The following is a 13,599-nucleotide window of genomic DNA, read 5'->3' as shown; positions in this document are numbered from 1 at the left end:
GCCCCGAACAGCGCGCCTGAGCCGCCGGGGCCGCCCGCTCCGCTCGCTGATGCGTCGCCGCCCCCGCCGCCGCCGCCGACGATCGACAACAGCGGCTTGGGCGCGGCCTGTCCCGCAGCGCCCGCGACACCGCCGGCAGCGCGAAGGCCCGACCAGCCGCCGGGGCCGCCCGCTCCGCTCGCTGATGCGTCGCCGCCCCCGCCGCCGCCGCCCGGCCCGTCCGAGCAAAGGGTTTCTGCGCCCGTCGCCGCCGTTGCGGTTGTCGAAGAACTGCCGCCAGGATTGGCGAGCCGTTGGCCGATACCGCCTGCTCCAGCGACGCCAGAGCCGCCTGCGGTCCCGCCCGTCGCGCGCAACAGGACCGTGTCACCCGTCGCGACCTCACTGTCGCCGCCCGAAACGCCGCCGATCCCGCCGGCGCCGACCGTGATCGTCAGGACGCCGTCCAGATCGTCGGCCGACCAGCGTCCTAGGCTCACCCCGCCGGCGCCGCCTCCGCCGCCGCCAAGGCGCGACGTACCAGCCGGACCCGCCAGCCCTGCGCCCCCGCCGCCTCCGCCGCCCACGCACGTCGCCTCGACCCAGCGCGCCCAGGCCGGCAGGGCATAGTCGTCATCGCTGGTGAACAGCGTCGTGTCGCGCCGGATCGCGCCCTGATCGAAGGCGATACGTCCCGTCGCGCGATCCACGCGCCACACCGACCGCCATATCCCGGCGTCGTCGCAGGCCTTGAGGCTCAGGTCGTCGTCGCCGATCAGGCCCAGCTCTGCGCGGGCGGCGTATCCGCTCTGGAACAGCAGCGACAGGACATCGCCCGCCGTCGTCTTGTTCAGCGTCAGGCGCAGGTCGCCGTCGCCACCTTCCTCCTCACCGCGCGCCGTGAACAGGGCGGCGTTGATCTTGGCCGCCAAGGGATTGGCTTCGTCGGCGGTCGTCCCGAGACCCAGCCGCGTTAGGCCCTGCACCTCGCCCAGTCGCTGCCCCAGCGTGATCCAGCCCTCATCGGCCCGCACCACCACGACGCCTTCATCCAGGACGCCGGCGATCATGCCGTCCGGCGTCGTCACGACGGTCCAGCCGCCGCGCTCGAACCGCATCAGGGCGCCGGCCGCCCGCCCGGCCCAGGCTACGCCTTCGGCCTCTTGCGGCAGGATATAGAGATCGCCATCCGACGCATCGGCCGGCTGGATGACCGTCGTGCGACTGACCACCGCCGTCTGCAACAGGGCGTCCAGCCGGGTCAGGGCCGTATTCATGGTCACATGCTTCTGCATCTGCCCCGCCGCCAGATAAGGCAGGTTCAGACGCGCGCTGAAATCGTCGCTCATTCTTCTCTCCGTTGTCGTGGAGATCAGTCTGGGCGCAGCCCTTCCTCAGGCCGGAAGACGGGCGTTCATTTGGATCAGGTCCTTGATTTCAGGCAGATTCGTTGCGGAGAAAACGCTGGCTAGGCCGCCTCAGCCAGCGCATCTCAGTCGTGCAGATAGATGATCCGCTTCAGCGTCTTGTCGTTCTGCACGCGGGCCTCGTGCATCTCGTGGTCGCCGGTGGCGCGCGCATTGGCCTCGGTGTCCTCGACCCAGTGGGTGCTCTCGATATGCTTTTGCAGCGCCCGCGCCGCCATCAGCTGTCCCGGAAAGAAGGTGTCGACGATGTCGCCCGCGATGGGCACCGTGCCAGTGGCGGTGTCGATGGCCATATAGGCCCCCATCCGCGCCAGTGTCGCCGGCGTCGCCTTGGCCCGCACGGCCTGAAGCATCAGCCAGCCGCCCGTCCCGACCGTATAGGCCGTGCCGACGACAGGCACCCAGGTCAGCATGGCGTCCAGCCCCATGCCGAACGGGCCGATGCCGATGACCCGGTCCGACAGTTTCTTGACGCCCTCGACATTGGACCAGATGTTCTCGATATCCCGGATCGACCGTCTGGCCATGTCGCCCTCCAAAGCGTCGCCTTAACGCTGGGCGAGGCTTCCTGTTCAATCCGAGAGATACGTCTTCGATGACCCTGATCAAGCTGGCGGCGAATGTGACGGCGAGCGCCCTGCTGCTGGGCTTGGCGGCTTTCGGCGTAGCGGCGCTCAGCGGCATCGGCCATCGCTGGGTGGATATCCTGGCGCAGTTCACATCGCCGGTATTGCTGGCGGCCGTCGGCGTGACCGTGGCGTGTCTGCTCTTTCGCCTATGGCCGGCCTCGATCGTCGGTGGACTGGCGTGCGTGGTGCTGGCCCTGTCGGTCTGGCCGCAATGGACGCCGACGAAGGGCGTGCCCGTGCCTGACCAGCCGATCGTGCGGGTCTATTCGGCCAATCTGTATGTGTTCAACACCGATGTCGCTGCCATGCGCCGGTCCATCGCGGCCGCCGACGCCGACATCCTGGTGCTGGTCGAGTTGGGGCAGGCGCCGGCGTCGCGGCTAGACCAGTTGCTGCCGGACTATCCCCATCGCGTTCTGATCGGCCAGGCGCGCGCCGGCGACCACGCGCGCTCGATCATCGCCTCGCGCTATCCGATCCTGCAACGCCTGCCCGAGCGTCCCGACGGCCTCAGCGCCGTGGGGGCAACGGTTCAGACGCCCATCGGCCCGATCAACATCTTTGGCGTCCACCTGACCCGACCCTGGCCTTATCAATATCAGTGGGGCCAGATCACCCAAGTCATGGCCCTGGCAGAGCGGATGAAGGCCGCGCCAGAGTATGCCACTATTGCCGCCGGAGATTTCAACAGCGTCTCCAGCGCCCGCATCGGCAAACAAATCCAGTCCGACTTGGGCCTGGTCCCCGCGCCCGGCTGGCCCGGCACCTGGCCCAGCCAGATTCCCGCCTTCGCCGGCATCACCATCGATCAGGTCTATCGCTCGCCGGATCTGGCCCTGATCACGCGCCGCCTGGGCCAGCCAACGGGATCCGACCACCGCCCCGTCATCACCGAGTTCACCCGCGCTCAGCCGCCGCGATGAGCGCTTTCAGCCGCCCCTCATGCCCCTCGGCAGGGAAGTGGTCAGCGACCCAACCGTCCTCGAACGCCTTCAACAACCGCCCCGTATCCGGCCCTGGCGCCAGGCCCAGACGCGCCAGATCGCGCCCCCCGACCGGCATTCTGGGAGGGGTCCAGTCGGCAGCCAGCGCCCGCAGCCGCGCAGCATCGCGCCCGCCGGCCGCCTGGGCGCGCATCAGCCGATCTTCGAACGCCCTGCGTCCCAGCCTGTAGATCGCCGCCCGCGCCTCTGCGTCGCTCATCGTCGGCGAAACGGCAGGCCCGTCCGCCACCGCCGCCGCCAGCCGATCCCGCACCGCGTTCGACAATCTCAGACCACTTGCGATCTCCATCGCAGCCGCCGCATCCGCGGGCAGCAAGGCCGACAGCCGCATCACCGGATCGTCGGTGAGGTCACAGATCGCCTCGAACAGCGTCAGCGGCTGGGCCTGCGGCAGCACCTGGGCCAGCACGCCGGTCTCGGCCATCGCCCGCACCGCCGCACGCGGGTCAGGCGCCGCCAGCAGTTTCAACACCTCCTTGGACACCCGCTCGGCCGACAGTTGCGCCATACCGCCCTTCAGCGCCGCGCACGCCGCCAGCCCGACCGCGTCCGGCTCACCCCTCCCGTACCAGGCGTAGAACCGGAAAAAGCGCAGGATGCGTAAATAGTCCTCGCGGATGCGCGTCTCCGCCTCGCCGACGAAAACGATGTGTCCGGCCGCTGCATCCTCCAGCCCGCCGCCGGTCGGATCGAACACCGTGCCTGCCGCATCGGCGTAAAGGGCGTTCAGCCGGAAATCTCGTCGCGCCGCATCCTCGGCCCAGTCCTCGGTGAAGGCGACCACCGCGCGGCGCCCGTCCGTCTCCACATCGCGACGCAGGGTCGTGATCTCATAGGGACGCCGCTCCGACACGCCCGTCACGGTGCCGTGCTCGACACCCGTCGGCACAGCCTTCAGCCCCGCCGCCTTCAGCGCCGCCATGGTCTGTTCGGGTCGCAAGCGCGTGGCGATGTCGATGTCGTCGACCGGCTGGCCCAGCAGACTGTTCCTCACGCAGCCGCCCACGAACCGCGCGCAGCCCGCACCGCCCGCCGCTTCCAGCGCCCGCATCACCGCTTGCGTCGCCTGACTTTCCAGCCAGGGCTGTCCTGCCACGGAGGCGGTCATGCCGCGTCCTCGTCGGCCGCCGACTCTGGCGCAGCCTCGTCCCCGTACAGCCGCACGTGCAGAGCCTTCAGGATCCCCGCCGTCACGCCCCAGATGTAGCGCTCGCCCCAGGGCATGGCCCAGAACCAGCGTCGCAGCCCCTCGTCCATGTCGTAGAAGTCGCGACGATGGTTCGCGGCGTCCATCAGAAAGTCCCACGGCGTCTCGAACACCTCGGCGACCTCGTCCGGCGACGGCGTGGTGATCGGCGCTTCGCGCAGCCAGCCGATTACCGGCGTCACCAGAAAGCCCGTCCCCGTCTCATAGGCGTCCGACAGGCCCAGCACCTCGACCGCCGTTGGGTCCAGCGCCACCTCCTCGTCCGCCTCACGCAGCGCCGCCTGAACTGCGGTCTCGCCGCGATCCAGCCGACCTCCCGGGAAGGCGATCTGCCCCGTGTGCCGCGCCAAGGTGTCGGCGCGTCGCGTCAGCAGCACAGTCGCCCCTTCGGGCCGCGCCACAATGGGGATCAGCACCGCCGCCGGCCGAAGCTCCTTGGCCGTCCGTGTCGCCTGCGGATTCAGGTCGAAGTCCGACCGCGCCGCGACCAGTTCCGGCCGCCACGTCTCGACCGGGGCCAGCCGATCGACCAGCCGCGCCCTTAAGGTCTCCAGGCTCACGTCACCGCGCCCAGCGAGAATATCTGGCCGCCCGACCGAACGACCAGGCGTCCGTCGACCTCTTGGGCCATTTCGACCATTTCATAGAAGACCGACCGCGCAATGCGCGCCCACAGATCGCGCCGAACATGGATGCGCGGCGCCGGCTCGCCCGTCGTCGGATCGGTTTCGACGACGATGGGATCGTCTTCGCTGGCCCTCACCTCATCACCGACATCGGTGGTGAAAATCAGGGCGTCGCCTTCCCGCCGCACCGCGACAGCCCGGAACGGCAAGTCCTCGACGGTGATCTTCAGCTTTTCGACCGGCGTGACCAGGTGATAGCCGTCCGAGTCCTTCCTCAGCACCGTCGAGAACAGTCGCACCAATTCCTTGCGGCCAATGGGCGAGCCTTCGTGCATCCAGACGCCGTCCGCCCGGATGACGATATCGATGTCGCCGCAATGCTCGGGATGCCACAGGTGGACCGGCGGCAGCCCCTTGCCGGGCGCCTGCTTGGCCGCCTCGGCGACGGCGTTCAGTCCTGACCTGGGATTATCCATCCCGCTGACTTAAGCCCCGCAAACCGCGCGGGAAAGGGTCAGCCGATGCGAACCGAACCCGAAACCTGATCCACGCCGGTCGCCAGCCACAGGACACGGCGACGATCCACAGGTCCAGGAAGGATCGCCTCGGGCGCAGGGGCGAATCCGAACCGCTCGAAATAGGCCGCATCCCCGACCAGCAGCACGCCGCCGACGTCCAGCGTCCGTGCCTGATCCACGCACGCCTGAACCAGTTCGGCGCCCACACCGTCGCTCCGGTGGCCGGCGTCCACGGCGATCGGCCCCAAAAACAGGCCCGAGGTGTCTCCAACCACGACCGGCCACAGTCGCACCGAGCCCACGACTTCCCCGTCGCGCTTCCCAACAAAGCCCGCGCTTGGCTGCGAGCCTTCACGCAGACGTTCGGCCGTCTTGGCGAACCGTCCCGGCCCGAAGGCGGCCATGATCAAGACCTCCACGCCTTCGGCGTCGGCCGGGGTCTCGGCTTCGATACGGCTTATGGCCGGAGGTATGGACAGGGCGTGCGACATCGGCGCGCGCACCTAGAAGCAAAGCTGCGCCAAATCAAGGCAAGGCCTTGTAACGTCCGCTCAACCCGCCTTCGAAAAGTCTGGCGTCCGCTTCTGCGTAAAGGCCATGAAGGCCTCCATCGCCTCGGGACTGCGCATCTGCGAGCCGAAGGCTTCACCCTCGCGCTGCATCAATCCCCACAGACCTTCTGCATCACGCATCAACCGCTTGGTCTTGCGGATAGAGTTGGGCGCGCGGGCCGCCACCTTGGCCGCCAGTTCCGCCGCCGTCGCCTCGACCTGATCGGCCGGGACCGCGCGATTGGCGATGCCCCAGGCCAGGGCCGTCCGGCCATCCAGCGGCTCGCCCAGCGCGAACAGTTCGAAGGCCCGCTGATGACCGATCACGGCCGGCAACAGCAGGCTGGACGCCGCCTCGGGCGCCAAGGCCAGATTGACGAAGGGCACGGACAGCAGCGCATCCTCGGCGACCACCACCAGATCACAGTGCAGCAGCATGGTCAGGCCGATCCCGACCGCCCGCCCTTTCACGGCGGCCACAGCCGGCTTGTCCAGATCCGCCAGCGCCTTCAGGAAACGAAACACCGGCATGTCGCCTGGCCCCGCCCCTTGCGAGCCCAGGGCGATGAAGTCCTGAATGTCATTGCCGGCCGAGAAACTGTCGCCCTCGGCGCGCAGCAGCAGCACGCGCACAGCATCGTCGTTGCGCGCCCGCTCCGTCGCCTCGGCCAGGGTCGAATACATGGCCTGGGTGATGGCGTTCTTCTTGTCGACCCGATCCAGGGTGACGGTCAGGACGCCGTCGGCCAGTTCGCTGCGGATATGTTCGCTCACGTCGTTTCCTCGTCCTGTGCGACGGCGCTCCACCAGTCGACGCCGCTCTCGTCCCGCGTCCGCGTCGCGCGGCCGCGCTTCTCCAGATAGTTCAGGTGCGCCTGGGCCTCGCCCGTGGCCATGCCCAGCACCCCATCCCCGACCGCCCGACCGAAGACGGCGGGGAAGCCGTCGATCACCCTAGACGGTTGACGCAACGTCCGCTCAAGCCGTTTCAGCGCGACCTCATGCCCCCGCTTCAAAGCGTCGAGACGCGCATGAACGCCATAGAAGGGCTCGCCGTGCGCCGGCAGGATGAACGCGCCCTCCGGCAACAGCGCCCTCAGCTTGTCCAGCGAGTCCATCCAGTCGCCCAGAGGGTCGGCCTCAGGCTCCGTCGGCCAGACCGAAACATTGGACGAAATACGCGGCAGGATCTGATCCCCGGCTATGAAGACGTCGTCCGACCGCCGCCACAGGCAGACGTGCTCGGGGCTATGGCCCGACCCGACAACCACGCTCCAGTCGTCGCCGTCGATCTGAACGACGTCGCCGTCGGACAGTCGGAGATAGCTGCGCGGCATCGTCGCCACGCCCTTGCCGAAACCGCCGTAGTCGGCCCGCCAGCGCGCGATCTGCTCATCGTTCCAACCTGCCGCACGATAGTAGCGTTCGCCGTCCGCCGGCGCATCGCCCGCCGCCTCGGCCATCAGCATCCGCGCGGTCACATACTCCAGTCGCGACATCAGCAGCGGCGCGCCCGACCGCTCGCAAAGCCAGCCCGCCAGTCCGATGTGATCGGGATGCATATGGGTGCAGATCAGCCGCGTCACCGGATCGCCGCCCAACGCGCCATCCAGCGCCGCCTCCCACGCTGCCACGGTCGCCGAGGTTTTCAGCCCCGTATCGACGACGACCCAGCCGTCGCCGTCTCGGATCGCATAGACATTCACATGATCCAGCTGAAACGGGAGGGCGAACCTCAGCCACAGCACGCCGGGCGCGACCTCGATTGCCTCGCCCGCGCCGGGCACGGCGTCGAACGGATAGGTCAGCCCCCGCCCATCCTTCGCGGCCGTCGCCGGCGCCGTTCCATCAGCCAAGTCAGTCTCCAATCGAAACGCGCAGATACTTAGCCCGTGTCCCTCGCCGCCGTCCACACCCGCCTTGACCCCGCCCAAATACACCGCCACGAAGCGGCCATGCATTCAGAAACCCAAGGTGTTTCCATGAAGTCCCGCCTCGCCGCCGCCTTTGCGGCGCTTGTGTTCAGCGCCTTCGCCGTCGCACCCGCCACGGCGCAGGATCAGGAGCGACAGCAACCGCAACAGCAGCAGCAAATTCCGCAGAGCGCCGACAACGAGTCTGCCGTAAGGCAGAGCAGCGGCTCGCGAGCCGCTGCCCGTCCACGCCGCGAACGCGCGCCTGCCCCGCCGACGCCCGAGCAAATCCTGGCCGCCGCCCAGGCGCAGATGGCTCTGACGACCACGGGCTGTCAGGTCAGCGAAGCCAAGCTCCTCGGCAAGACTGCGGCCGAGACGACGGTTTATGAAGTCGCCTGCGGAACCGCACCGGGCTACATCGTCGAAACCAAGACCCCGCCCGAAGCGAGCAATTGCATCATTTTGGCGCATTCCGCCGACGTCGCGCGCGCCGCCGATCCGACCGCCACACCGGCCCAATGCACCCTCGCGGCCAACACAGACATTCAGAAGTTCCTTCGCCAATACGCCAAGGACGCGGGCGTTGCTTGCACCGTTGATCAGGCGAAGCTGCGCGGACAGTCCAGCGACGGCGCAGTCGTCTATGAGGTGGGCTGCTCAGACGGGCCTGGCTACTGGATCAAGCAGCAGGCTGCGACCTGGACAAAAACACCCTGCATCCAGGTCGTCGCCGAACGTGGGGTCTGCGACTTCACCACCGCGACGGAAAACGCCGCCTTCGTGAAGACGCTGCTGGCCGGCTCGGAAGCGGCGTCCTGCAACGTCACCGAAGCTCGCCTGATGGGTCAGAACGCCAACGGCGTCTTCTATGAGGCCAAGTGCGACGGCGCCGACGGCGTCATCGCTCGCTTGAACGCGGAAAATGTCGTTCAGCAAATCTATCCTTGCGCCACCGCCCAGCAGATCGGCGGCGGCTGCAAGCTGACGATGGCTCCGGCCGCTGCTGCGGCGCCCGCTGGCGGTCGCCTCTAAGCCGGCCAAAAGACTGATCGAAGGGCCGTCGGAGCGATCCGGCGGCCCTTTTCTTTTGCGCCCTCTTTTCCAAAACCGAGACGCAGCCTAGCGTCGCCGTCATGCGCATCGCCACCTGGAACGTGAACTCCGTCAACGCCCGCCTGCCCACCGTGCTGGCGTGGCTGGAGCAGGCCGCCCCCGACGTCGCCTGTTTCCAGGAGATCAAATGCGTGGACGAGAAGTTCCCGCGAGAGGCTTTCGAGAGCCTGGGCTACAACGTCGAGACCCACGGGCAGAAGAGCTACAACGGCGTCGCCCTGCTGTCGAAACACCCGCTGTCCGACATCCGACGCGGCCTGCCTGGCGACGAGACCGACGAACAGGCGCGCTACATCGAGGCCCTGGTCGAGGCGCCCCGGCCCATTCGCGTGGGCGCCATCTATCTGCCGAACGGCAATCCGATCGGGACCGAGAAGTTCGATTACAAGCTGGCCTGGTTCGATCGGTTGAACCGGCATGCCCAGGATCTGCTGGCGTTCGAGGAGCCGCTGGCCCTGTGCGGCGACTACAACGTCATCCCCGAGGCCGAGGACGCCAAGAACCCGGCCGCCTGGACCGACGACGCCCTGTTCCAGCCTCAGAGCCGTCAGGCTTTCCGCGCTCTGAAGAATCTGGGCCTGGCCGACGCGCACGAGATCGGCGGCGAACCGGCCGGCACCTACACCTTCTGGGACTATCAGGCCGGCGCCTGGCAGCGGGACCACGGCATCCGCATCGACTTCGCCCTGCTGTCGCCACAGGCCGCCGACCGGTTCCGGGGGATCGAGACCCATCGCGACGCCCGCGACATGGAAAAACCCAGCGACCACATTCCCGTCGTGGTCGATATTGATCTGGAGGCCTGACGACCATGGCCGACGTCTTGCGGGTGGTGCTGCTGATCGCCCTCGCGGCGGCCCTGCTGACGACCCTGGCCCTGGCGCTGTCGTGGTGGATGGAGCCGCCGCGCCGCCTGCACCGCGCCATGCTCAAGACCTTGGGCGCCGCGCCGGAGGTCGAGGCCTTGTCGCCGGGCGAAGGTCGCGCCTGCGCCCTGAATTTCGACGTCGAACAGGTCGTCGTGCTGTGGGCCAACGGCGCCCATGGCCTGGTCTATGCCTTCGATGAGGTGGAGGGGGGCGAGATCATCGTCGATGGCCACGTCGTCGCCCGCATCCGTCGCGGCGAGGCGCGCAAGTCCCTGGACGTGCTGGCCCCCGACGCTGAACAGGTGGTGCTGCGGCTGATGTTCGGCGACGCCCGCCACCCGGAGTTCGAACTGGCCCTGTGGGACGCCGCCCTGCCCGTCCAGACCGGCTCGCCGGGCGAGGCGCTTCGTCTCGGCCGCCGCTGGTTGTCGCATCTGGAAGCCCTGCTGAAGGGCTGAGACGCCGCATGGGCCTTTCAGTCGCCGCGATGCGGCGTTAGAAGCCCGGCTCACTCCTAACCGACACGCCTTTATCAGGGAGGCCGCCTTGGCCCGCCTTTTCGACGCCTATATCGTCGCCGACTGGACCGCCGCCGAAACCAAGAAGCTCGGCGACACCTCGCTGTGGATCGGCGTAGCCAAGCGCGACGTGCGTTTCCGCCTCTATACCGAGACGCACAATGTCGCGACCCGGGCCGAGGGCGAAGCCCTGCTGGCCTCGATCCTGGCGGACCACAGAAAGCGCGGCGATCGGGTGCTGGTCGGGCTGGACTTCAACTTCGGCTATCCCGCCGGCACGGCTGCGCGCCTGAAGCTGGAAGGAACGGCGGGGCAGGCCCCGTGGCAGCTGATGTGGAAGTTCATCGCCTCCAACGTCGTGGACAAACCCGACAACACCAACAACCGCTATCAGGTCGCGGCCAAGATGAACCGGCTGATGACCGACGAGGCCTGGCCTCTGTGGGGCGCACCCGCCAAACAGGCCCAGCGCTGGTTGACCACGACCAAACCCCCCGCAGGCTCCGGCGCCGACATCCCCGAGTTCCGCGCCACCGAAAACGCGGCTCGCAAGGGTCGGCTTCAGCCCAAGAGCGTGTGGCAGATGCATGGCGCCGGCGCCGTGGGCGGCCAGACCCTGGTCGGCATCCCGGCTGTGCGGCGGCTGCTGGAAAGCCTCGGCCCGTCAGGCGCCGTCTGGCCGTTCGGCACCGGCTGGCGCGCGCTGACGCCCGAGGACGTGGAACCCTTGTCGGCCCTGGTTGTCGAGGTCTGGCCGTCGATGCACGACACCAAGCCTCAACCCGGTGAGTTCAAGGACCAGGCCCAGGTCCGCTCCACGGCCGAGGCCCTCGCTCGGATGGACGAGGTCGGCGACCTGGCCAAGGCGTTCGCCCCGCCCAAGGACGCCACGCCTGAGCTGATCGCCCAGGTCGAACAGGAAGAAGGCTGGATTCTAGGCGCCTAACGCCAACCGTCGTCGCGCGCGCGGCGTTCGGCCGCGGTGTCCACGGCGTCTCCGGCGATGGTCGTATCGACAGCCGCGAGCACGACGGCAGGCGTGTCGCTCGAGGCCGTGCGGATTTCACCGCTCGGAGACCTCGCCGGTACCAGGGCCTGCAGCCGCCAGGCATCGCCTTGGCGACAGACCAGTCCCGCGACCCCGTCCTGCGTGGCGGTGAAGGTCCGACACCAGTTCCCTTCCGCGTTGCGGAACGTCAGTCCGACCGCCCGCCCTTGGGCATCGGCCCCGTCGGCTGCCAGCCCCGTGTCGAGCACCCGCACCAGCCCTGCGTCCGCCACGGCGCCGTCGCTTGTCAGGGCGAACCCGGTCGACCCGTTCAATGAGGGCGCAATCAACAGGCCAGCGACGAAGGCCGCCGTCGCCAGACCGCCCCAGATGACGGCCGACCGGGGCGCAAACGCTTGGCCGAGCCAGAACTTCCAGCTTGCGCTTTTCGTTGGCGTCGCACTGGACGCCATAATGAGCCGGGCCAGATCCGCATCGCGCGTATCGCTCTGGATCGGGAAGGCCGCGCGCGCAGCGGCGCCGGTCGTCCGCAGCGCCGCCAGCCGAGCCGCCAGATCGGCGTCGCTTGCAGCCGCCGCATCGATCCGATCGCGCTCGGCGACCGGCATTTCGACGTCGATCCGCCGCATCAGGGTTTCGTCGTCGTAGCGGGTCATCCGGTTATTCCTTGGGCGGCGAGAACTTCGACCAGGGTCTGGCGGCCCCGCACCAGTCGGCTGGTCAATGTGCCGGCGGGCACGCCCAGAACCTGCGCCGCCTCGGCGTAGGACAGGCCCTCGATCAGGACCAGGGCCACGGCCTGACGCTGATCGTCCGGCAGGGCGTGGATGGCGTCGCGCGCGGCCAGGGCGTCGGTGCGCAACCCCTCGCCGGCCTGCGCCGGATCGGGCGCCTGCGGCGTGGCGTCGTCCTCGGGCGAGATGACGCGGGACCACCGTTGGGCCTTTCGACCGTCGTCTATGGCGATCCGTCTCATGATCGTGAACGCCCAACTGTCCAACCGCGTGCCCGCCCTGAAGCCCTTTCGAGAGGCCAGAGCGCGCTCGACCGTTTGTTGCACCAAATCCTGAGCGTCGGCGTCCTGGGGCCGCAGAACGCGCGCGAACCGGCGAAGGCGCGGAAGCATCGCCACCAACTCCGTCTGAAATTCGTCCACGCGTGTTCCTCTGTCATGAGGGATGAAACGCGCGGCGCGGCGCGTTTCATCCCTTGTCACAAGCGAATGGGCATAGGCGAATGGATCGCCTGACGATGCAAGACGGCGCAAGGAGCGGATCGGGTGATTTTGAACCGGCTGACGATCGGATGGATGGCGGCGACGCTTGTGGCTTGCGCGGTCGCCTCGCCAGCCATGGCGCAGATCGGCCTGCCGTCAACGCTTCCATCGCTGCCTTCAGGCCTGACCGACCGCATTCCGCAAAGGGGAACGCTTGAAGGTCTGGCGCGCGATACCGTCAAGTATGCGCTCAGGGCGCCTGCCCGCCTGACCGATATGGTCCGAAGCTCGCGCGGCGCGCTCCAGACGGATCCCGACGGCTGGCCCGTTGTGACGGGCGAAGTCGTGGCGGTTGATTTGCCGCAGGACGCGCGGGACCAGGCTCTGGCTGCGGGCTTCACCGTTCTACGTGAAGAGCGTCTTGACGCGCTCGACCTGTCGATCGTGGTCTTGGCGCCCCCGCGTCGCCTGACCCTGGATCGCGCGGTGCGACGGCTTCGCGAAATGGCTCCCGGCGCGGAGATCACCTTCAACCACGTCGCCTCTCCTGCCGGAATGACGGCCGCCCCTCTCGCGCCGCCCGCCTCCCCACAAACAAACGGCGCGGCGCCGGGCGCCCGCCTTGGATTGATCGACACAGGCGTCGAAGCGACCCACCCGGCTCTGGCCGGATCGGCCATCGAGCAACGCGGCTTCTCTGGCCCGCCGCAAATGGGCGCGCACGGCACAGCGGTCGCATCGCTGATGGTCGGGGATGCGGGGGTCTTTAAGGGCGGCGATCCCGGCGCGGCGCTTTTGGTGGCAGACATCTACGGCGGTCGCGCGGCGGGCGGGTCGGCGACAGCCTTGGCCTCGGCCCTGGCCTGGATGGTAGAACGTCACGTCGCCGTCGTGAACATCAGTCTGGTCGGGCCGCGCAACGCCCTGATCGAACGCGCAGTGTCGGCGGCGCAGCGGCGCGGCGTCATCCTGGTCGCTGCGGTCGGAAACGACGGCCCCGCCGCCCCGCCCCTTTAC

The 13,599-nt window shown here is 68.4% G+C and carries 16 protein-coding genes; 6 read left to right on the top strand and 10 right to left on the bottom strand.

Annotation, left to right across the window (positions count from 1 at the left end; genetic code table 11):
- Both GGC30_RS16660 and GGC30_RS15750 read right to left on the bottom strand, forming a co-directional pair.
- Nucleotides 1-1,328 (bottom strand): DUF2793 domain-containing protein (locus GGC30_RS16660; protein ID WP_153926026.1); only part of this gene is annotated, 1,328 nt, incomplete at its 3' end.
- Nucleotides 1,329-1,471: 143 nt separating this feature from the next.
- Complete coding sequence (locus GGC30_RS15750; RefSeq protein WP_017504140.1) at nucleotides 1,472-1,933, bottom strand: DUF4112 domain-containing protein; 462 nt, start codon at nucleotides 1,931-1,933, stop codon at nucleotides 1,472-1,474.
- Between the two features lie 68 nt (nucleotides 1,934-2,001).
- Between GGC30_RS15750 and GGC30_RS15745 the strand changes: the two genes are divergently transcribed.
- Nucleotides 2,002-2,958, top strand: a complete 957-nt coding sequence (locus GGC30_RS15745; RefSeq protein ID WP_153926024.1) for an endonuclease/exonuclease/phosphatase family protein — start codon at nucleotides 2,002-2,004, stop codon at nucleotides 2,956-2,958.
- On the opposite strand, the gene GGC30_RS15740 is transcribed toward GGC30_RS15745, so the two are convergent.
- From GGC30_RS15740 to GGC30_RS15715, 6 genes are read right to left on the bottom strand one after another with little or no spacing between them, the layout of a single operon-like run.
- Nucleotides 2,933-4,147, bottom strand: a complete 1,215-nt coding sequence (locus GGC30_RS15740; RefSeq protein ID WP_153926022.1) for a CCA tRNA nucleotidyltransferase — start codon at nucleotides 4,145-4,147, stop codon at nucleotides 2,933-2,935. The genes GGC30_RS15745 and GGC30_RS15740 overlap by 26 nt on opposite strands.
- The gene (locus GGC30_RS15735; protein WP_370452032.1) at nucleotides 4,144-4,806 is read right to left on the bottom strand and encodes a CoA pyrophosphatase; all 663 of its coding nucleotides are present in this window, start codon (nucleotides 4,804-4,806) and stop codon (nucleotides 4,144-4,146) included. The genes GGC30_RS15740 and GGC30_RS15735 overlap by 4 nt, the downstream gene beginning before the upstream one ends.
- A complete protein-coding gene (locus GGC30_RS15730) occupies nucleotides 4,803-5,348 on the bottom strand; it encodes a DUF1285 domain-containing protein (RefSeq protein ID WP_153926020.1) in 546 nt (181 codons plus the stop codon). Before GGC30_RS15730 ends, GGC30_RS15735 begins: the two co-directional genes overlap by 4 nt.
- 38 nt (nucleotides 5,349-5,386) lie before the next feature.
- Entirely contained in the window at nucleotides 5,387-5,881 is a 495-nt protein-coding gene (locus GGC30_RS15725) for a GNAT family N-acetyltransferase (RefSeq protein ID WP_153926018.1), read from the bottom strand.
- A gap of 60 nt (nucleotides 5,882-5,941) precedes the next feature.
- The gene (locus GGC30_RS15720) at nucleotides 5,942-6,715 is read right to left on the bottom strand and encodes an enoyl-CoA hydratase (RefSeq protein WP_370452031.1); all 774 of its coding nucleotides are present in this window, start codon (nucleotides 6,713-6,715) and stop codon (nucleotides 5,942-5,944) included.
- Nucleotides 6,712-7,797 carry an MBL fold metallo-hydrolase gene (locus GGC30_RS15715; RefSeq protein ID WP_153926015.1) on the bottom strand — a complete coding sequence of 362 codons (1,086 nt, stop codon included), beginning with the start codon at nucleotides 7,795-7,797 and terminating at the stop codon, nucleotides 6,712-6,714. Before GGC30_RS15715 ends, GGC30_RS15720 begins: the two co-directional genes overlap by 4 nt.
- Nucleotides 7,798-7,923: 126 nt before the next feature.
- Here GGC30_RS15715 and GGC30_RS15710 point away from each other — a divergent pair, with 126 nt between their 5' ends.
- From GGC30_RS15710 to GGC30_RS15695, 4 genes are all read left to right on the top strand, one after another.
- On the top strand, nucleotides 7,924-8,889 hold the full coding sequence (locus GGC30_RS15710) for a hypothetical protein (RefSeq protein WP_228763787.1): 966 nt from the start codon (nucleotides 7,924-7,926) through the stop codon (nucleotides 8,887-8,889).
- A gap of 101 nt (nucleotides 8,890-8,990) precedes the next feature.
- The gene (xth, locus tag GGC30_RS15705) at nucleotides 8,991-9,776 is read left to right on the top strand and encodes an exodeoxyribonuclease III (RefSeq protein WP_153926011.1); all 786 of its coding nucleotides are present in this window, start codon (nucleotides 8,991-8,993) and stop codon (nucleotides 9,774-9,776) included.
- A 5-nt stretch (nucleotides 9,777-9,781) separates the two neighbouring features.
- Nucleotides 9,782-10,297, top strand: coding sequence for a hypothetical protein (locus tag GGC30_RS15700; protein ID WP_153926009.1), 516 nt, complete (start codon nucleotides 9,782-9,784; stop codon nucleotides 10,295-10,297).
- Between the two features lie 88 nt (nucleotides 10,298-10,385).
- Nucleotides 10,386-11,303 carry a cobalamin biosynthesis protein CbiG gene (locus tag GGC30_RS15695; RefSeq protein WP_153926007.1) on the top strand — a complete coding sequence of 306 codons (918 nt, stop codon included), beginning with the start codon at nucleotides 10,386-10,388 and terminating at the stop codon, nucleotides 11,301-11,303.
- On the opposite strand, the gene GGC30_RS15690 is transcribed toward GGC30_RS15695, so the two are convergent.
- Both GGC30_RS15690 and GGC30_RS15685 read right to left on the bottom strand, forming a co-directional pair.
- Nucleotides 11,300-12,022, bottom strand: a complete 723-nt coding sequence (locus GGC30_RS15690) for a hypothetical protein (RefSeq protein WP_153926005.1) — start codon at nucleotides 12,020-12,022, stop codon at nucleotides 11,300-11,302. The genes GGC30_RS15695 and GGC30_RS15690 overlap by 4 nt on opposite strands.
- Nucleotides 12,019-12,492 carry an RNA polymerase sigma factor gene (locus GGC30_RS15685; RefSeq protein WP_153926003.1) on the bottom strand — a complete coding sequence of 158 codons (474 nt, stop codon included), beginning with the start codon at nucleotides 12,490-12,492 and terminating at the stop codon, nucleotides 12,019-12,021. The genes GGC30_RS15690 and GGC30_RS15685 overlap by 4 nt, the downstream gene beginning before the upstream one ends.
- A gap of 183 nt (nucleotides 12,493-12,675) precedes the next feature.
- Between GGC30_RS15685 and GGC30_RS15680 the strand changes: the two genes are divergently transcribed.
- On the top strand, nucleotides 12,676-13,599 hold a 924-nt coding region (locus GGC30_RS15680), incomplete at its 3' end, for a S8 family serine peptidase (protein WP_153926028.1).

It is taken from the genome of Brevundimonas sp. SPF441 (genome assembly GCF_009661015.1).
In the GTDB taxonomy this organism is placed as follows: Bacteria; Pseudomonadota; Alphaproteobacteria; order Caulobacterales; family Caulobacteraceae; genus Brevundimonas; species Brevundimonas vesicularis.
Note: the sequence above shows the minus strand (reverse complement) of the source record. Positions and strands in the feature narration are given on the sequence as shown.

Excerpts from the sequence above, each read along its gene's own strand:
- GGC30_RS15750 (WP_017504140.1), bottom strand. The coding sequence starts at position 1,933 with ATGGCCAGACGGTCGATCCGGGATATCGAGAACATCTGGTCCAATGTC.
- GGC30_RS15745 (WP_153926024.1), top strand. The coding sequence starts at position 2,002 with ATGACCCTGATCAAGCTGGCGGCGAATGTGACGGCGAGCGCCCTGCTG.
- GGC30_RS15740 (WP_153926022.1), bottom strand. The coding sequence starts at position 4,147 with ATGACCGCCTCCGTGGCAGGACAGCCCTGGCTGGAAAGTCAGGCGACG.
- GGC30_RS15730 (WP_153926020.1), bottom strand. The coding sequence starts at position 5,348 with ATGGATAATCCCAGGTCAGGACTGAACGCCGTCGCCGAGGCGGCCAAG.
- GGC30_RS15725 (WP_153926018.1), bottom strand. The coding sequence starts at position 5,881 with ATGTCGCACGCCCTGTCCATACCTCCGGCCATAAGCCGTATCGAAGCC.
- GGC30_RS15710 (WP_228763787.1), top strand. The coding sequence starts at position 7,924 with ATGAAGTCCCGCCTCGCCGCCGCCTTTGCGGCGCTTGTGTTCAGCGCC.
- xth (WP_153926011.1), top strand. The coding sequence starts at position 8,991 with ATGCGCATCGCCACCTGGAACGTGAACTCCGTCAACGCCCGCCTGCCC.
- GGC30_RS15700 (WP_153926009.1), top strand. The coding sequence starts at position 9,782 with ATGGCCGACGTCTTGCGGGTGGTGCTGCTGATCGCCCTCGCGGCGGCC.
- GGC30_RS15690 (WP_153926005.1), bottom strand. The coding sequence starts at position 12,022 with ATGACCCGCTACGACGACGAAACCCTGATGCGGCGGATCGACGTCGAA.
- GGC30_RS15685 (WP_153926003.1), bottom strand. The coding sequence starts at position 12,492 with ATGCTTCCGCGCCTTCGCCGGTTCGCGCGCGTTCTGCGGCCCCAGGAC.